This window comes from Micromonospora profundi (assembly GCF_011927785.1).
Classification (GTDB): Bacteria; Actinomycetota; Actinomycetes; order Mycobacteriales; family Micromonosporaceae; genus Micromonospora; species Micromonospora profundi.
Window position 1 is genome coordinate 4631079 of sequence record NZ_JAATJK010000001.1, and the last position, 18334, is coordinate 4649412.

Consider the following 18334-nt stretch of genomic DNA (forward strand, 5'->3'; position numbering starts at 1 on the left):
GCGATGCGAGGCGGGCAGGGCCCGTCGCGACAGGTTCCGACGGCAATAAAAACGGCCCTCGTGCAGATGCACGGGGCCAGCGCACTCTCGATGAGGGAGAGTGCGCTCAGGTAAGTACTCGCAGCGACCGGTACGACGACATGTGGCTAAGCCTGACGCATCTCACGCGATGAGTCAACTGATCTCACATGTTGGTCAACGGACTGCGGCGCGTCGGCCGCCGACACGCCCTCTGCAGAGGGGATGACCTGCTCGGAAACCCCCGGAACCCGGCGCGGAGCGGGCACCCGGCTTTGCCGCGCACCCGGCGAGGTGGCCGCCTCCAGCATCGCCTCCAGGTGCTCGGCAGGCACTCCCCAGCCGAAGAGGGCGCCCTGACCGAACCGGCAGCCGGCAGCGACCACCGCTGCCAACTCGGTGGGCGTGGTCACACCCTCGGCGATGACCTCCAATCCCAACTGGTGACCCAGCCGCATCACGATGTCGACCATTGGGGCGAACGCCGGGCCGTCCTTGCCCACCGGGCGGACCGGCTCGTGCTCGGCCACCAGACTGTGGTCGATCTTGAGAATGTCGATCGGCAGACGACGCAGCTGCCCCAACGAGGAGTAGCCGGCGCCGAAGTCGTCCAGGGCGATCCGCACACCGGTCAGCCGCAGCGCTGTCAACCGTCGGATCAGCTCGTCCAGGTCGGTGGCGACCGCGTGCTCGGTGACCTCCAGCACGAGCCGCTGCGGCGGCACGTGGTGGGCGCGCAGCGCCTCGGCGACCTGCACCACGTACTCGGGGGCGTGCAGCTCGCGGGGTGAGACGTTCACCGAGACCCAGACGTCGTGCCCGTCGGCGAGCCACCGCGAGAGCTGGTAGCAGGCCTGGTGCAGCACCCAGGCGCCGAGCGTGGCGATCATCCCGCACTCCTCGGCGAGGGGGATGAACTCGTCCGGGCGTACGTTGCCCAGCTCGGGATGGTGCCACCGGAGCAGCGCCTCGGCACCGACCGGCCGGACCGACGGCAGCGACGCCACCGGCTGGAAGGCCAGCCGCAGCTCGTCGCGCTCGATGGCACCGCGCATCTCGTGCTCCAGCGTCGTGCGCCGGCGCAGCAACTGGTCGTACGCGGCGTCGTAACGCTCGATCCGGTTCTTGCCGCGCTGCTTGGCGTAGCGCAGGGCCAGGTCCGCGTGCCGCAGCAGCAGGTCCACGTCCGGTGCGCCCGCCCACCCGGCCACACCGATGCTCACCGACAGGAAGACCGGCCCCTCCTCCTGGTCGTACGGACGGTTGAGCACCCCCAGCAGCCGCTCGGCGACCCGGTCCGCCTCGGCCGGCCGAGCCGACATGAGGACGGCGAACTCGTCGCCGCCGAGGCGTGCCGCCATGTCGCCGGGGCGCAGGTTGCCGCGCAGCCGGCTGCCCACCTCGGCCAGGACGGCGTCGCCCACGCCGTGACCGCGCATGTCGTTGACGTGCTTGAAGCCGTCCAGGTCGAGACTGAGCAGGACGCACGGGGTGCCGGCCGCCGCGCTGTCGTGCAACGTGCGCAGCAGACCCCGCCTGTTGGCGAGCGATGTCAACGGGTCGGTGTGGGCCAGCTCGCGAAAGTGTGCCTCCCGCTCGGCCAGCCGGCCGGCGTAGTCCCGGACGTCCTTGAGGGTGACGTACTGCCGGGCGACGAGCGCGAAGCCCTCCACGATGCCGGCCACGATGCCCGGCGCGGTGAACTGGCCGCCCTGCAGGAGGTGGTAGGTCGCCGACGCGGCCATCGCCACCATCGGAACCACTGCGTATTCGCCGTCGCGCCCGATCAGGTCCAGCTCGATCTGCCCCGGCCGGTCGTCCCGGTACACCGCGAACGCGACGGCCAGCAGGCCGGCGGCCAGCACCGCAGCGCCGGCCAACGCCATCGTCGGCCCGGCCTGACAGAGCCCGGCGCTGAGACCCAGACCACCACAGCTCACCGCGCTGATCCCGGCGGCCAGCACCGTCAGGCCACGACGCGGGGCCGCGGCCCGGAAGACCACGATCACGGCGAGCCCCGCGCCGAGCGCGGCGCTCACCGTGGCCACCACGATCGCCGGGCAGGCCATCGGAGTGGCGTCACCCAGCAGCCGGGTCGGTTCGGAGAAGAGCACCCAACCGACGAACCACAGCGCCGCCGCCATCGTCACGCTGTCCAGGGCGAGCCGGGCCGTTCCCGCCGTGGTGGCGGCAACCCCCGGCAGCCGGAGCAGACCGGCCGCGAAGGCCAAGCCGCTCAGCGCGGTGCCGACCGCCGCTGCGGTGGCCCAGCCGGTGCGCAGACCCTGCTCGTGTGCCCAGTGGTCGCTCGCGGAGAGCACCGCCACCATGCCGGCCAGCAGGCTGAGAAGGGACACCCCGGCGGCAACCGCGAGCAGCACGTGCGCCGGCCGGTGCAGGCCGGTGCGCCGCCGGGCGACCATGGTCAGCAGCACGGCGGCGGCGACGGCGACCAGCCCGCTCAGCGCCGCGACGGCGACCATGCCCGGGGGGAGATGCACGTCTCAAGAGTGCCGGATGGGCACGCGCCGTGGGGACCTGATGTGCATCTGTTGGGACACGGCACACACACCGGACGGCCCGTGCGCGGACGGTGGCATGCTGGTACACATGCCTGAGCTGCGGTCGAGGACTTCCACACACGGTCGGACGATGGCCGGCGCCCGGGCCCTCTGGCGGGCCACCGGGATGACCGACGACGATTTCGGCAAGCCGATCGTTGCCATCGCCAACAGTTTCACCCAGTTCGTCCCGGGCCACGTACACCTCAAGGACATGGGTGGCCTGGTCGCCGACGCGGTGGCCGAGGCCGGCGGGGTGGGACGGGAGTTCAACACCATCGCTGTCGACGACGGCATCGCCATGGGCCACGGCGGCATGCTCTACTCGCTGCCCAGCCGCGAGCTGATCGCCGACGCGGTCGAATACATGGTCAACGCGCACTGCGCCGACGCCCTTGTCTGCATCTCCAACTGCGACAAGATCACCCCCGGCATGTTGCTGGCCGCGCTGCGACTCAACATCCCTACCGTCTTCGTCTCCGGCGGCCCGATGGAGGCCGGCAAGACGACGGCGATCGAGGGCATCGTGCACTCCAAGATCGACCTGATCGACGCGATGATCGCCTCCTCCAACGAGGCTGTCACCGACGAGCAGCTCGGTGAGATCGAGCGCTCCGCATGCCCCACCTGCGGCTCCTGCTCCGGCATGTTCACCGCCAACTCGATGAACTGCCTCACCGAGGCGATCGGGCTGGCGCTGCCCGGCAACGGTTCGACGCTCGCCACCCACGCCGCGCGCCGGTCGCTCTTCGTCGAGGCCGGCCGCACCGTCGTGGATATCGCCAAGCGGTGGTACGACGGTGACGACGACTCCGTGCTGCCCCGCAACGTCGCCTCCAAGGCCGCCTTCGAGAACGCGGTGGCCCTGGACGTCGCGATGGGCGGCTCCACGAACACGGTGCTGCACCTGCTCGCCGCCGCCCGCGAGGCGGAAATGGACTTCGGCGTCGCCGACATCGACGCCATCTCCCGGCGGGTGCCCTGCCTGGCCAAGGTCGCGCCGAACTCCCCGAAGTACCACATGGAGGACGTCCACCGGGCTGGCGGCATCCCCGCCATCCTCGGTGAGCTGGACCGCGCCGGGCAGCTCAACCGCGACGTGCACGCCGTGCACTCCCCCTCGCTGGCACAGTGGCTGACCGACTGGGATGTCCGCAGCGGCTCACCCACGCCGACGGCGTTCGAGCTGTTCCACGCCGCACCCGGCGGGGTGCGCACCACCCAACCGTTCTCCACCACCAACCGCTGGTCGACCCTTGACACCGACGCCGCAGAGGGCTGCATCCGCGACCGCGAGCACGCCTACTCCGCCGACGGTGGCCTGGCGATCCTGTTCGGCAACCTCGCCCCAGAGGGCTGCGTGGTCAAGACCGCCGGCGTGCCGGAGGAGTGCCTGACCTTCCGTGGGCCGGCGAAGGTCTACGAGTCGCAGGACGACGCCGTGACCGCGATCCTCGCCAAGGAGATCGTCGCCGGAGACGTCGTGGTGATCCGGTACGAGGGCCCGAAGGGCGGCCCCGGCATGCAGGAGATGCTCTACCCGACCTCGTTCCTCAAGGGCCGAGGGTTGGGGCGTTCCTGCGCGCTGCTCACCGACGGTCGTTTCTCCGGTGGCACCTCCGGACTCTCCATCGGGCACGCCTCCCCCGAGGCCGCCTCCGGCGGGCTGATCGCCCTGGTCCGCAACGGTGACGAGATCGTCATCGACATCCCGGGGCGCTCCATCGAGCTGAACGTGCCCGCCGACGAGCTGGAGGCGCGCCGGGTGGCCGAGGAGAAGCGCGACAAGCCGTACACCCCTGTCGACAGGCAGCGTCCGGTGTCGGCGGCACTGCGCGCGTACGCCTCGATGGCCACCTCGGCCAGCGACGGCGCGTACCGCCGCGTCCCCGAGTGAGTAAGGAAGGGCCCCCTCTTAACGCCTCAGGTATAGGAGGGGGCCCTTCCTAACACCTCAGGTCCGTGCGGCGAACCGTTCCGCTCGTACGGCTGCCGTCGCGTCAGGGTTGGGTCGGGTCCTCCCCGGCCGGCGTGGTGCCGTCGACGGGCAGGCCGGCCTCCGCGGGCACGTCCTCGTCGGTTCCGTCCAGGTTCTCGTGCGGCTCCTCCGGGGTGACGTCGTCGGGGTCGGCGCCCCCGGCGTGCAGTTCGGAAAGCTCAACCGGATCAGTCATGCCGCCCTGGTACCCGCCCGGCGCCACCTCGAACGACCAGCCGCCCGTCCAGCGTCCATTTCGGTGCGAGCGGAGCCCGCCCACACCGACCGGGGGTCAGGTGCGCGGAGACGGGCGTCTAGGACGGGCTCGGGGCGAGGGCCACGCCTCGGGCGTAGCGGATGGCGGACGGGGTGTCCGGGAAGACCAGACCCTCGCGGCGCAGTTCGTCGGCGACACCGAGGGTGCTGAGCACCTGGTCGTGGCCCGGGGTGATGCCGGAGAGCAATACAGTGATCCCCCGGGCGCGCAGCCGGGCGATGGCGTCGCCGAGCACCTGGGCGCCTGTGGCGTCGACCGTGGAGACGCGGGACATCCGCAGGATCACCACCCGTACGTCGGCCACCTCCGCCAGCTCCAGCAGGAAGGTGTGCGCGGCGGCGAAGAAGAGCGGCCCGTCGAGCCGGTACGCGACGATGTGCTCGGTGAGCAGCGCGTGTTCCTCGGCGCTGTGCTCGCCGGTGTCCAGGGGGACCTGTTCCAGCCGGGCGCTGCGGGCGACCGCGCGCAGCGCCAGGACGACAGCGACGGCGAGCCCGACGACCACAGCGGTCACCAGGTCCCAGATCACCGTGACGGCGAACGTCAGCACCAGCACCACGGCGTCGGCGCGGGTGGCCCGCATCAGCGCCAGCAGGGAGGCCGCCTCCACCATCCGGACGGTGGTGGCGAGCAGCACCCCGGCCAGTGCGGCGAGCGGGATACGGCCGACGAGCGGGGCGGCGGCGAGCACGATCGCGGCGAGGGCGACGGCGTGCGTGAGCGCGGCGAGCTTCGAGGACGCTCCGGCGCGCACGTTCACCGCGGTACGGGCGATGGCAGCGGTCGCCGGGATGCCGCCGAAGACCGGGGAGGCGAGGTTGGCCAGGCCCTGACCGAACAGTTCCCGGTCGGGGTCGTGCCGTTCGCCGACCGTCATTCCGTCCGCAACTGTCGCGGAGAGCAGGCTCTCCAGGGCGGCGAGCGCGGCCACGGCCACGGCGCTCGGCAGCAGCGTGCCGAGCGCGCCGACGTCGATGAAGTCCAGCGACGGTACGGGCAGTCCCTGCGGCAGCTCGCCGATCCGGGCCAGGTCGATCGGCGCCAACTCGGCGAGGAGCGTGGCGGCGGCCACTCCGACCAGGGAGAACGGCACGGCGGGCCGCCACCGGGCGCCGAGCAGCATCAACGCCGCCACGCCGAGCGTCACGGCGATCGCGGCGGGCCGGGGCTGCGCGGCGAACCGGGCGACCGCGTCGGCGGCCACCGCCCACACCTTCTCGCCGTGCGCGCCGGTGACGCCGAGCGCGGCCGGCACCTGTTGCAGCGCGATGACCACGGCGATACCGGCGGTGAAGCCCTCGATCACCGGGGTGGGCAGATAGCGGACGTAGCGGCCGAGGCGGGCCAGTGCGAGCGCGATCAGGATCAGCCCGGCCAGCGCGCCGACCATCAGCACGCCGCGGGCGCCGAACTGCTGCACCACGGGCACCAGCACCACTGTCATGGCACCGGTGGGACCGGAGACCTGGAGGTTGGAGCCGCCGAAGATCGCCGCGACGGCTCCGGCGACCACTGCGGTGACGAGGCCAGCCTGCGCGCCGAGCCCGGAGGTGACGCCGAAGGCGAGCGCGAGGGGAAGCGCCACCACTGCCACTGTGAGCCCGGCGACCAGGTCGCGTCGAGGTGAGCGACGCGCGTTCTCCCAGTCGGCCCGGCGGGGCAGCAGCCCGCCGAACAGCCGGCCCGCCTGCCGTACGACCTGGCCGGCGCGACGACGACCGGCCGCCGCAGGTGCCGCTGCACTCACCGGTCCGTCCCCGAGGCCCGTAGTTCGTCAAGCAGGGCGTCCCGGTCGGTGAGGACCGCGCCGAGGATGCGCCGCCCGGCGGCGAGCAGGTCGGCCACGTCGGGGGTGCTGAGCGCGTACATGACCAGGGGGCCGTCCCGGTACGAGGTGACCATGCCGGCCCGCCGCAGCACGGCGAGCTGCTGGGAGAGGTTCGATGCCTCCACGTCGATGGCTGCCAGCAGGTCCCGGACCGGCTTCGGCCCGTCCTGGAGCAGTTCGAGCACCCGAATGCGGACCGGATGCCCGAGGGTCCGGAACAGCTCCGCCTTCGCCTGGTACAGCGGCACCGACATGACACATCCCCTCCGCCGACTCTGAAGACTTTACCACTTGCAAAAGTCTTCAAATCGACGAAGATGACGGCCGCTCTCAGGTGAGGTCGTTGACGCAGCGCAGCACCGGACGGCTGGTGAGCGCCCCGGGGTCGAGCGGGCCGGGCGCGCGCACCGTGAACACGGCGCTCTCCCCCGGCAGCAGCGTCACCAGCGCCCTGTCGACCTGCGCGGCCGGATCGAGCCGGTCCGGAAACAGCGTCAGGTCGCGCAGCACCGTCCGGGCGGTCACCCGCACCCGCTGGCCACCGTCGACCGGCTCGACCGTCGCGTCCCACGCCGCCGCCGGCCAGTCGACGTCGCGGTCCTCGGCGAAGAACCACAGCGCGCGCTCCGCGGTGTCCCCGGCCTCCGCGACCAGCAGTTCGGCGCGGACCTCGTCCGGCCCCGCCAGCTCCGTCGGCAGCGCCAGCACCACCGAGGAGTACGCCGGAACGTCGAGGTCGACCGAGGTCTTCGCCCTCGGCTCCCCGGTGAGGGCGAGTCGGGTGATGGTGGCCGGCCCTGTCCACGCCTGCGCGGTCTCGTTCACCGCCACCAGGGCCAGCCCGCCGTCGCGCGGCTGCACGGTGAGCAGTCGGTCGGCGTACGCGTTGCGCAGCGCGTACCACAGGGGTTTGCGCCGACCGTCGCCGTCGACGGCCGACCAGGAGGTGACCGGCCAGCAGTCGTTGAGCTGCCACACGATGGTGCCGGCGCAGACGTCCCGGTGTGAGCGGAAGTGCTCCACGCCGAGCTGGATGGCGCGGGCCTGGTTGAGCTGGGTGAGGTAGTGCCAGTCGTCGAAGTCGGCGGGCGGCGGCAGGTGCGCGTCCAGACCGCGTTGCAGCTTCACGTCACCGTCGGCTGCCTTCTGGTGGTGAGCCATGCCCGGCGAGTCGTGCGCGAGAGGGTCGTCGGAGATGGACCGGCGCACCGTCGCGTACGCGGGTGGGGCCTGGTAGCCGAACTCGGCGACGAAGCGCGGCACGTACTCCCGGTATCTGGTGTAGTCGTCGGTGTTCCACACGTCCCAGATGTGCGTGGTGCCGTGCGCCGGGTCGTTGGGGTGGATCGCCTCGCTGCCCGACCAGGGGCTGCCCGGCCAGTACGGGCGGGTCGGGTCGAGCGCGCCGACGATCCGGGGCAACACGTCGAGGTAGTAGCCACGACCCCAGGTACGCCCGGCAAGGGGCTCCTGCCAGTCCCAGTCGTGCCAGCCCCAGATGTTCTCGTTGTTGCCGGTCCAGAGCACCAGCGAGGGGTGACCGGCGAGGCGTGTCACCTGCTCCCGCGCCTCCGCCTCGACCTCGGTGCGCAACGGCTCCTCCTCCGGGTACGCCGCGCAGGCGAAGAGGAAGTCCTGCTGCACCAGCAGCCCACGCTCGTCGGCGAGGTCGTAGAAGTCGTCCGACTCGTACCGGCCACCGCCCCAGACGCGTAGCAGGTTGATGTTGGCGCCGGCTGCCTGTTCGAACCGCTGCGCCAGCCGGTCCCGCGTGATCCGGGTGGGAAACACGTCATCGGGGATCCAGTTGACCCCGCGTACGAAGACCGGGACGTCGTTCACCGACAACGCGAACGGGGTGCCGTGCTGGTCCTCGGTGGTGTCCAGTCGCACCGAACGGAAGCCGATCCGACGGGACCAGGTGTCCAGGGCGTCGCCGTCCGGCGCGTACAGGGTCACCTCAAGCGGGTGGCGCGTCTGCTCGCCGTACCCCCGGGGCCACCACAGTGCGGGCTCGCGGACGGTGACTGTGAGCACGGCAGTGCGCTCCCCGGCCGGGACGACGACCTCGGCGTGGACGCCGGCGACTGTGGCGCGGACTGTCAGCGGGACGGCCGCGACCCGCTCGACCTCGACGTGCAGTTCCACCCGCCCGTCCCGGCCGTCCAGTGTGACAAGCGGGCGGACGGTGGCCAGCCGGGCCGTGGACCAGGCGTGCAGGCCGATGTCCTGCCAGATGCCCGCTGTGACAAGCGTCGGCCCCCAGTCCCAGCCGAAGTTGCAGGCCATCTTGCGGATGAAGTTGAAGGGCTCCGGGTAGGCGTTGGGCCGGTCGCCGAGCCGGTCCCGCTGCGCCTCGGCGTACCGGTACGCGGAGTCGAACGCGACGACGAGGTCGTTGTCGCCGTCGCGCAGCAGCGAGCGGACGTCGAACCGGTAGCCACGGTGCATGTTCGCGGTACGGCCGACCTCGACGCCGTTGAGGGTGACGGTGGCGACCGTGTCCAGGCCAGCGCAGACCAGGTCGACACGCTCGTCGTCGCCCGGCTCGTGAACGAACGTGGTCTGGTAGACCCAGTCGGTGCGGCCGATCCAGGCAAGCGCCAGTTCGTTGTCGTCGAGGTATGGGTCGGGGATCAGGCCGGCGGCGAGCAGGTCGGTGTGCACGCAGCCGGGCACTGTGGCCGGCACCGTCCGGTCGGCGATTCCGGCCGGGACCTGCGGTCCGGGTACCGCCCGCAGGGTCCAGCCCTCGTGCAACGGAGTCACGATCTCACCGCGCCTTCCATGATTCCGCGGACGACCTGACGTCCACCGATGAACAGCATGACCAGCAGGGGAACGGTAGCGATGAACTCCCCGCCGGGCACCACTGCGGGCGGCAGCTTCGCCGACGCCTCGTCGTCGCTCGTGGCGATGACGAACATCCAGTACAGCGGAAACGCGGCGAACAGCATGCTGACCGCGAGCAGCAGGTAGGTCCAGAGCCCGGCCGGCGTGTCCTGTGGCGCCCGGGCGGGCACACGTCGCGGACGGCCGGTCGCTCCCGGTTGCGCTACGTTGGGGCCGCCGACACGAGGCCCACGGCCATGGCAAGGTCAGAACCCCGACCCCCCGGGGCAGGAGCGGAGGAGCACGCCGGTGAAGCGGCCGACCATCGCCGACGTCGCCCGGCGTGCCGGCGTCTCCAAGGGCGCCGTGTCGTACGCGCTGAACGGGCAACCCGGCGTCTCCGAGGCCACCCGGCAACGCATCCTCGCCATCGCCACCGAGATCGGGTTCAGCCGGAGCAGCGCAGCCCGTGCGCTCTCCGCCGCCACCGCCGAGGCCGTCGGCCTGGCACTCTGCCGACCGGCCCGGATACTGGGCATCGAGCCGTTCTTCATGGAGCTGATCAGCGGCGTCGAGGCGGAACTCTCCGCCCGCTCGTACGCGCTGACCCTGCAGGTCGTGGCCGACCACGACGCCGAGATAGCGGTCTACCGGCGCTGGTGGGCCGAGCGTCGGGTGGACGGGGTGCTGGTCTGCGACCTGCGCACCGACGACAGACGCATCCCCGCCCTGGAACAGCTCCAACTGCCGGCAGTGGTCATCGGCGGGCCGGGCGGCACCGGCGAGCTGTCCAGCCTCTGGTCCGACGACGCCGCGGCGCTCACCGAGACCGTGGAATACCTGGTCGCGCTCGGGCACCGACGGATCGCCCGGGTCGGCGGCCTGCCCGACCTGCGGCACACCGAGATCCGCACCGAAGCCTTCACTGCGGTGTGCCAACGGCTCGGCCTGGTCGACGCGGTCACCGTCTGGTCCGACTACACCGGAGAGGAGGGCGGCCGGGCCACCCGCCGCCTGCTCAGCTCCGCCCAGCGACCCACCGCAGTCATCTACGACAACGACGTGATGGCGATCGCCGGGCTCTCCGTCGCCCAGGAGATGGGGCTCACCGTGCCGGACAACCTGTCCATAGTGGCCTGGGACGACTCACCACTCTGCCGGCTCGTGCACCCGCCCCTCACGGCCCTCGGCCGCGACATTCCGGCGTACGGCGCGCACGCCGCCCGCCAACTGCTCGCCGTCATCGCCGGGCAGCCCGCGACCCGCCTCCAGGATGAGACACCGCACCTCACGCCACGCGGCAGCACCGCACCGCCCCGCCAGCGGTGAACCGGGTTCAGTAGCCGGGGTCAGCGGGACGCCGACGGGAACTCCTCGAAGTACGCCTCGACCCGCTCGGCGGTGGCCGGACGGGCCAGCGCGAAACCCTGCCCGTAGTTGCAGCCGGCCCGGTGCGCCCCCTCCACCTGGATCGGTGACTCCAACTCCTCGGCGACGATCTCCACACCCAGCCGCTCACCCACGTTGACCACCACGTCGATCAGCGGTGGCTGTCCCGCCGACTGTGCGCCCACGAGGCCGGGGCCGACCTTCAACAGGTCGATGGGCAGCCGGCGCAGGTGGGCCAGCGAGGCGTGCTCGGCCCGGAAGTCGTCCAACGCCGTGCGGACACCCAGCGAGCGCAACCCGGCAAGCCGGGCCACCACAGTCGACAGGTCGCCACCGATCCTCGGCTCCGCCACCTCCACCACCAGCCGCTCCGGCGACACCCCGTACGCGGCCAGCACAGCGGCGACGCGCTGCACGAAGTCGGGTGTGGTCAGCTCCCGGGTGGTGACGTTGACTGCCATCCACAGCTCCCGGTTGCCCGCCGACCAGTCGGCCAACTGCCGGCAGGCCCGGTCCACCACCCACCACTCCAACTCCCCGACCAGGTCCAGATCCTCGGCGACAGGCAGCAGCTCGGCCGGAAGCACAGTGCCGAGCACCGGACTCCGCCAGCGCAGCAACGCCTCAGCGCCCACCGGCTGCCGGTCGGCCAGGTCCACCACCGGCTGGTAGACCAGATCCAGCTCGCCCCGCGCGACCGCACCCGGCAACTCGCGCTCCAGGTCGAGCCGACGCACCAACTGCTCCTCCAGGAACGCGTCGTACCACTCGACCCGGTCCCGACCCAGCTGGACCGCGCGTCGCCGCGCCAACTCAGCCTGCCGGAGCACGTCCGCCGGCCCGGCACCGCCCGCCTCGGCCAGCCCGATGCTCGTCTGCACCCGCAGCACCGAGCCGCCCCACCGGTACGGCGGGGTGAGCGCGGCCAGCAGCCGGGTGCCCAGCGCGTACGCCAGCACCGGGCCGGCAGCGGTGACCACGGCGAAGCCGGTGCCCGTGCAGCCGGTGACAAGGTCGCCGGGCGCGACGACCGCACGGACCCGCAGGACCGCCTCGGCCAGGATGTCCTCCCGAGCCACCGGACCGAGCCCGTCGGCGCCGTGCAGGTCCACAAGCAGCAGCGCGCCGGCCGGCGCCGGCACGTCGCCGATCGAGGCAAGCGCGTCCAGGAGAGCCGCGCGGTCGGCGGGACCGTCGCCGCCCGACACCGACCCACGGCCGGACGGCGGCCAGGCGACACCACAGTCGGGCCAGGCCACGCCGCCGGTCGAGGTGCCGGCGTCACCATCGTCGGGCCAGGCGAAGCAGCCGGCCGAGGTGCCGGCGTCACCGGACGGCCAGGCAGGAGTGCTGGTCGATGTGCCCACGTCACCGCCGGACGCCCAGGTCGCGCCGCCGCCCGTCGAGGTGCCGCCACCGGACGGCCAGGGCGCGTCGGGGCCGGACTCGCTGGCGTCCGCAGGCGGCTCGGCCCGGTCGTCCGGCGCTCCCGGCCAGCGGAGTTGCCGGAGGGCGCGGCCGGTACGGCGGCGGTGCGCGGCACGCCGTTCGCCGGTGGTCGCGTCGGCACCGCCCAGCAGCTCACGCAGCACCAGCGGTGGCACCGCGGCCAGGGCGAGCAGCACGCTCGTCCGGTCCGGTGTGCGGCCGGCAGCCGCGTGCAGGCCCACCACCAGCAGCAACACCGCCGCCGGAAGCACCACCCGGGGCCAGGTCAGTGTGGCGGGACCGAGAGTCGACTGCACGTCGCCCGCGGCCACCGCGGCATCCGCCCCGAACGCGGTCAGCAGCATCCCGAGCACCAGCGGCGGCACTGCCACAAGCGCCCCCCGACCCGCGTCCACTGGCGGCAGGACGGTCAGCAACGCCAGCGCGAGGAGGATGAGCAGGACCCCGCCACGACAGACGCCGGCACCCGAGCGTCGGCCCCGTCCGGTGAACGCGTTCAGCGCGGCCATGCCCAGCCCGCCGAGCGCCAGAGCACCGACAAGCCGGACCGGCGCCGAGACGACGTCGCCGGGAAGCAACAGCCAGCCGGCGAGCGCCAGCCCCACCGCCGGAGCGGTCGCCGACAACGGTCCCCGCAGCCGGACCACTGCCCACGGCGACGGCCGGTCCGGCAGCCGGAGCAGCCCGGCCGCGGACACTGCCGCGACGATCAGCGCACCCGCCAGGGCAGCGGCACGCTGCCCGGTGTCGACCAGCGGCAACGTGGCGGCGGTGAGACCGGCCGCCACCACCGCCGCGTCGAGCAGCACGCCCAGCGCCAGCGGGGACGGCTCGGCTGACGACAGGTCACTGTGGGTCACGGCGGTGTGGCGGCGGCTGGCCAGGCGGGTGAGGCGTACCCCGGCGAGCGTGGCACCCGCGCCGCCGGCGAGCGCGATCACCACCGAGGCCGGGACCAGGCCGGCGGCGCCGGCGAGGATCAGCAGCGCGACGGCCGCGAGCACGGCGGCCTCCGGTGCCGCCCGGCGGGGGACGAGGACACGGAACGGGTACGCGAGAGGCACGGCGGTCGCCTTCGTGAGGGGGCACGGGGCGGTGCGGCGATGCGGGACGGTGGACGTTGCGGATCCACTGCCCATCAGTCCAGAACGATCGACGGCCAGATCGGTTACGCATCAGCTACCGGCGCAGGCAGTGACCTGTGTCACTGTGCGGCGCGTCGGGTCGGCACGACACCGCCCGCCGCGAGCCCGACCAGGCCAAGGTGGGATCATCGCAGGGTGAGTACGCCCGATACGGTCCGCTTCCGGTACAACCAAGCCATCCTGGCCGCCGCGCTCGTCGCCTTCGTCGGCGCCCTTCCGTTGGCCAACGCCCGGACGTACCTGCTGCCGGTGTTGCTCGTTCCGCTCGCCGTCGGGGTGTGGGCCTGGCGGGCCGGCACCGACGCCAACCCCCGGGAACTGCGCCTGCGCGCGCTACTGGGGCAGCGCAGGATCGACTGGGACCACATCGTCGAGCTGGCCACCGATCCGCGCGGGCGGGCAGTCGCCCGGCTCGACGACGGTCAGCAGGTCGTCCTGCCCGCGGTGCGCGGCACGGACCTGCCCCGGCTGGTCTCGGCAACCGGCCAGACGCTGCCGAGTGAAACGACCGAGACCCCCGACCAGTAGCAACCTCCAGGGCCGTCGAGGCCCGACCAGCAGCAACGGCCCGCGACGCCGGCCGGGACCAGCGGCGACCGGGACGCCGGGCCTGCGGCGACCGTCAGTAGCCGTCGACCACCGTGTTGATCAGCGGCTCGCCGGCCGCGAAGCGCCGCACCTGCTCGCCGACCAGCCGGTACGCCCGCGGCAGCAACCCGCGCACCGACCCGGCGACGTGGGGCGTGAGGAGCACGTTCGGCATCGTCCAGAGCGGGGAGTCGGCGGGCAGCGGCTCGGGGTCGGTGACGTCCAGAGCGGCCGAGATCCGACCGGAGGCCAACTCGGCCACCAGCGCCTCGGTGCGGGCCACCGGCCCCCGGGCGGCGTTGACAAGCAGCGCCCCGTCCGGCATGGCGGCCAGGAACTCCTTGTCGATCAGACCACGGGTCTGGTCGGTCAACGGCACCAGCACGACCACCACATCGGCCTCGGGCAGCAGACGCGGCAGTTCGGCCACGGCATGCACCCCCTGCTCGGGTCGGGCGGTCCGGGCGACAAGGGTGAAGCTCACCTCGAACGGGGCGAGCCGGTCGCGGACCGCCGTACCGATGGAGCCGGCACCGACGATGAGCACCCGCTTGCCGGACAGCTCGTCGGTCGGGACGTTCCCCTCGAACGCCCACCGCCGCTGCGCCTGCGCCCGGACGAAGGCGGGGAACGCCCGCAGCTGGGTGAGGATCGCCGTGACCACCCACTCGGCGGTGGACGGGTCGTGCACGCCCCGGGCATCGCAGAGGGTGACGCCCTCCGGCATCCGGTCGACCCAGGCGTCCGCCCCCGCCGAGAGCAACTGCACAACGGCCAGGTCAGGCAGCTCGCGCAGCAGCGCTGTCGCGTCCGACCCGCTCAGAAACGGCGGTACCCAGAAGCGGACGTCGGCCACGTCGGAGGGCAGCCGGTCGGGACGCTCGGCGACCTCCACCGTCACGCCCTCGGGCAGCCCGCCGACGAGGTGCAGGCCGGCCTGGTGTGGAATCCATACCTTCACGTCCGCCGACGATAGTCCCCGGCGCGGCGACCGGAGCGGGCACGGCGACGAACCGGCGTCCCGGGGGATGGCGCGAGGAGACGGGGCGCGCGAGACTCGGCACACCGATGTTCGGTCCGGGCCCGAACGAGGTATAACCAAGGCCGGATGGCCGGTCGGCCTCCGCCCCCGCAGACAGGTGCTCGATGACCGACGGCTCCTCCGCCAGCCCGCGACGCGCGAGCACCCCGCCCCCGGGGCTCGCCGACGCAACGCGACTGCGCGCCCTCGCCGACACCGGTCTGGACGCCGCACCGGACGAAGCGTTCGACAGGTTCGCCCGGCTGGTAAGCGACCTGCTGGACGTTCCGGTCGCGCTGGTCTCCCTGGTCTCCGCCGACAGGCAGTTCTTTCCCGGTGCGGTGGGGCTGCCCGAGCCCTGGTCCGAGCGGCGGCAGACTCCCCTGAGCCACTCGTTCTGCCAGCACGTGGTGGACATCGAGGTGCCGATGGTGCTGCCGGACGCCCGGCTCTACCCCCGCGTACGGGACAACCAGGCCATCGAGGACCTCGGCGTGGTCGCGTACGCCGGGATGCCGTTGACCGATCTCTCCGGCCGGGTGCTCGGCGCGCTCTGCGCCATCGACAGCAAGCCGCGGGCCTGGACCGCCGGGCAGCTGCGGACACTTGCGGACCTGGCCGCTGCCTGTTCGTCCGAGCTGCGGCTGCGGATCGCGCTGGACGGGGCGCAGGAGGCACGCCGCCGTGTCGTGAGGGCGCACGAGCGGCTGGAACTGCTGGCCGGGGTCAGTGAGACGCTCGCCGGCACGCTGGACGTGGGCACGTCGCTGCGGCGGCTCGCCGCCACGATGGTGCCGCTGCTCGCCGACTGGTGCCTGCTCACCCTGGTCGGGCCAGCGGGCCTGCCCCGCGAGGTGGTGGCGGTGCACCGCGACCCGGCCCGGGCGGCGGACGTCGACGGTTTCGCGGCCCTGCTGCGCACCGGGCTGAGCCAGGAGTCGACGATCCGCGCGGTCCTGCGGACCGGCCAGCCCCGGCTCGGTGCGGTGGCGTCGCTTGCCGACGTCGCACGGGGCACCACCGATCCGGAGATGGTGGCGATCGCCGAACGTCTCGGCATCGCCTCCTACCTCAGCGTGCCGGTACGGGCCGCCGGTGGCACCGTGCTGGGCGCGATCACACTTGTCAACGCGCCCGGGCGTCAGCAGTTCGACGACCGGGACCTGCTCACCGCGTTGGACATCGGCCGCCGGGCCGGGCAGGCGATCGGCAACAGCTCGATGTACGGCGAGCAGCGGCACGTCGCCGAAGTCCTCCAGCACAGCATGCTGCCGCACCTGCCCGTCGTACCGGAGCTGGAGCTGGCGGCCCGCTACCAGCCGGCGGCCGACCGGGTGGAGGTCGGCGGCGACTGGTACGACGCATTCGTCCAGCCCGACGGTGACCTGATCGTGGCGATCGGGGACGTGGCCGGGCACGACATCGAGGCGGCGGCCACGATGGGCCAGCTGCGCAACCTGGTGCGGGGCAACGCCTTCGGCCGGCCGGACGCGGTCGGGGCGTTGATGAGCCACCTGGACGGCGCGATCCGTGGCCTGCGGCTGCCGATCGCGGCCACCGCGACACTCGTCCGGATCTGCCGCCAGCACTCCGGTGTACGCGAGGTGACCTGGTGCAACGCCGGGCACCCGCCGGCCCTTGTGGTCCGTGTCGGTGGTGCGGTCGAGGTCCTCGAAGCGACGCCGGAGCCGCTGCTCGGGCTGGCCCGACCGTCGCCGCGGACCAGCCAGTCCACAAGCCTGACCACCGGCGACACGCTGCTGCTCTACACCGACGGGCTGGTCGAGCGCCGGGACCGGTCCATCGACGACGGGCTCGCCGAGCTGGTGGGCCGGTTGACAGGCACCGACACCGTCCCGCTCGACGACCTGTGCGACCTGCTGCTCGCCTCGATCCTGCATCGCGAGGACGACACGGCACTGCTTGCCGTACGGGCCCACTGACAGGCCCTTCAAGGAGCCGACGAGGTACCGTCCGCCCCGGCGGGCCCGGTTGGGTCGTCCGGCGGGCTACCCTGGGCCGGGTGAGAGATCGTCCCCCGTACCCTCGCACCCGCCGTCTCCGCCCGGTCCTCGCGGCGTCGTGCGCGGCGCTGCTGTTCGCCACCGGTTGCAGCTTCGGTGAGCCGGAGCCCGACCCGGCCGGCGAGCCCCCCAACCTGCCGACGCCGTCGGCAGCGGCGAGCCCTGGCGGGGCCGGCCAGCAGGCGGTGGCGACAGTGCTGGCCAAGGGCCTGCGGGTGCCGTGGGGCATCGCCTTCCTGCCCAACGGCGGCGCACTCGTCACCGAACGGGACAGCGGCAGGATCCTCCAGGTCGGCCCGGAGTCCGGGCCCGAGGGTCTACAGGTCCGGGTGGTGCAGACCATCTCCGACGTGGCGGCGGCGGGCGAGGGCGGCCTGCTGGGCATCGCCGCGTCACCCAGCTACGACCGGGACCGGACGGTCTTCGTCTACTACACCGCCGAGCAGGACAACCGGGTCGCCAAGCTCCAGATCGGCGGCCAGCCGACCCCCGTCCTCACCGGCATCCCCAAGGCCAACGTGCACAACGGCGGCGGGTTGGGGTTCGGCCCGGACGGCCAGCTCTACGTCAGCACGGGTGACGCCGGGGAACGCCCCGCCGCGCAGGACGTCAAGAGCCTCGGCGGCAAGATCCTGCGGATCACCGCCGACGGCAAGCCGTCGGCAGGTAACCCGTACCCCGGCTCCCCGGTCTGGTCGCTGGGGCACCGCAACGTGCAGGGTTTCGCGTGGGACGAGGCCAAGCGGATGTACGCCGTCGAGTTCGGCCAGAACACCTGGGACGAGATCAACCAGATCACCAAGGGCGGCAACTACGGCTGGCCGCAGGTCGAGGGGCGGGCCGGCGACAAGCGGTACACCGATCCGCTCACGCAGTGGGCTACCTCCGATGCGTCCTGCTCCGGCCTGGCCGCCACGGATCGACTGCTTGTCACCGGCTGCCTGCGCGGTAAGCGACTCTGGGTGATGGAGCTGACCGACACGGGCACCATGCTCGGTCAGCCCAGTGAGCTGCTCACCAACCGGTACGGTCGACTGCGCGCGGTGGCCGCCGCGCCGGACGGGTCGCTCTGGGTGAGCACCTCCAACCACGACGGGCGGGGCACCCCGGCGGGCGACGACGACCGGCTGCTGCGGGTGGTCTTCGCCGGCGGCGACGGCGGTCGCAGCTGACCTGCGTCACCATCCGCGCGGGTTTGCCAAGATCCTCCGACGGGCAGGTCAG

13 protein-coding genes are annotated in these 18334 nt (G+C 72.7%); 5 read left to right on the forward strand and 8 right to left on the reverse strand.

Annotated elements, in window-relative coordinates; translation table 11 throughout:
* Positions 1-146 precede the first annotated feature (146 nt).
* On the reverse strand, positions 147-2501 hold the full coding sequence (locus F4558_RS20390) for a putative bifunctional diguanylate cyclase/phosphodiesterase (protein ID WP_209274479.1): 2355 nt from the start codon (positions 2499-2501) through the stop codon (positions 147-149).
* Positions 2502-2628: 127 nt separating this feature from the next.
* Between F4558_RS20390 and ilvD the strand changes: the two genes are divergently transcribed.
* A complete protein-coding gene (ilvD, locus tag F4558_RS20395) occupies positions 2629-4476 on the forward strand; it encodes a dihydroxy-acid dehydratase (protein ID WP_167945540.1) in 1848 nt (615 codons plus the stop codon).
* Positions 4477-4579: 103 nt separating this feature from the next.
* Here the strand turns inward: ilvD and F4558_RS20400 are convergent, their stop codons facing one another.
* The 5 genes from F4558_RS20400 to F4558_RS31720 form a co-directional block, all read right to left on the reverse strand.
* Positions 4580-4753 carry a hypothetical protein gene (locus tag F4558_RS20400; RefSeq protein ID WP_167945542.1) on the reverse strand — a complete coding sequence of 58 codons (174 nt, stop codon included), beginning with the start codon at positions 4751-4753 and terminating at the stop codon, positions 4580-4582.
* Between the two features lie 118 nt (positions 4754-4871).
* The gene (locus F4558_RS20405; protein WP_167945544.1) at positions 4872-6581 is read right to left on the reverse strand and encodes a SulP family inorganic anion transporter; all 1710 of its coding nucleotides are present in this window, start codon (positions 6579-6581) and stop codon (positions 4872-4874) included.
* Positions 6578-6916, reverse strand: a complete 339-nt coding sequence (locus F4558_RS20410; RefSeq protein WP_013284484.1) for an ArsR/SmtB family transcription factor — start codon at positions 6914-6916, stop codon at positions 6578-6580. Before F4558_RS20410 ends, F4558_RS20405 begins: the two co-directional genes overlap by 4 nt.
* 76 nt (positions 6917-6992) lie before the next feature.
* The gene (locus F4558_RS20415; RefSeq protein WP_376767557.1) at positions 6993-9431 is read right to left on the reverse strand and encodes a glycoside hydrolase family 2 protein; all 2439 of its coding nucleotides are present in this window, start codon (positions 9429-9431) and stop codon (positions 6993-6995) included.
* Entirely contained in the window at positions 9428-9685 is a 258-nt protein-coding gene (locus F4558_RS31720) for a hypothetical protein (RefSeq protein ID WP_053652380.1), read from the reverse strand. The genes F4558_RS20415 and F4558_RS31720 overlap by 4 nt, the downstream gene beginning before the upstream one ends.
* 118 nt (positions 9686-9803) lie before the next feature.
* Between F4558_RS31720 and F4558_RS20425 the strand changes: the two genes are divergently transcribed.
* Positions 9804-10823 (forward strand): LacI family DNA-binding transcriptional regulator, encoded by a 1020-nt coding sequence (locus F4558_RS20425; protein ID WP_167945546.1) that lies wholly within the window; start codon positions 9804-9806, stop codon positions 10821-10823.
* A gap of 20 nt (positions 10824-10843) precedes the next feature.
* Here the strand turns inward: F4558_RS20425 and F4558_RS20430 are convergent, their stop codons facing one another.
* Complete coding sequence (locus F4558_RS20430; RefSeq protein WP_312877373.1) at positions 10844-13396, reverse strand: EAL domain-containing protein; 2553 nt, start codon at positions 13394-13396, stop codon at positions 10844-10846.
* A 216-nt stretch (positions 13397-13612) separates the two neighbouring features.
* Here F4558_RS20430 and F4558_RS31725 point away from each other — a divergent pair, with 216 nt between their 5' ends.
* The gene (locus F4558_RS31725) at positions 13613-14005 is read left to right on the forward strand and encodes a PH domain-containing protein (RefSeq protein WP_053652378.1); all 393 of its coding nucleotides are present in this window, start codon (positions 13613-13615) and stop codon (positions 14003-14005) included.
* Positions 14006-14099: 94 nt separating this feature from the next.
* Here F4558_RS31725 and F4558_RS20440 read toward each other — a convergent pair whose 3' ends face one another.
* Positions 14100-15026: a 2-hydroxyacid dehydrogenase gene (locus F4558_RS20440; protein ID WP_167945550.1), complete on the reverse strand. Its 927-nt coding sequence runs from the start codon at positions 15024-15026 to the stop codon at positions 14100-14102.
* Between the two features lie 185 nt (positions 15027-15211).
* On the opposite strand from F4558_RS20440, the gene F4558_RS20445 reads away from it, so the two are divergent.
* Positions 15212-17029: a SpoIIE family protein phosphatase gene (locus F4558_RS20445; protein ID WP_167945552.1), complete on the forward strand. Its 1818-nt coding sequence runs from the start codon at positions 15212-15214 to the stop codon at positions 17027-17029.
* Between the two features lie 80 nt (positions 17030-17109).
* The gene (locus F4558_RS20450) at positions 17110-18282 is read left to right on the forward strand and encodes a PQQ-dependent sugar dehydrogenase (RefSeq protein WP_167945554.1); all 1173 of its coding nucleotides are present in this window, start codon (positions 17110-17112) and stop codon (positions 18280-18282) included.
* Positions 18283-18334 lie beyond the last annotated feature (52 nt).

Bases quoted from the DNA above. Each gene is read 5' to 3' on its own strand.
- F4558_RS20390 (WP_209274479.1), bottom strand. From the start codon at position 2,501: ATGGTCGCCGTCGCGGCGCTGAGCGGGCTGGTCGCCGTCGCCGCCGCC.
- ilvD (WP_167945540.1), top strand. From the start codon at position 2,629: ATGCCTGAGCTGCGGTCGAGGACTTCCACACACGGTCGGACGATGGCC.
- F4558_RS20400 (WP_167945542.1), bottom strand. From the start codon at position 4,753: ATGACTGATCCGGTTGAGCTTTCCGAACTGCACGCCGGGGGCGCCGAC.
- F4558_RS20410 (WP_013284484.1), bottom strand. From the start codon at position 6,916: ATGTCGGTGCCGCTGTACCAGGCGAAGGCGGAGCTGTTCCGGACCCTC.
- F4558_RS20445 (WP_167945552.1), top strand. From the start codon at position 15,212: ATGACCGACGGCTCCTCCGCCAGCCCGCGACGCGCGAGCACCCCGCCC.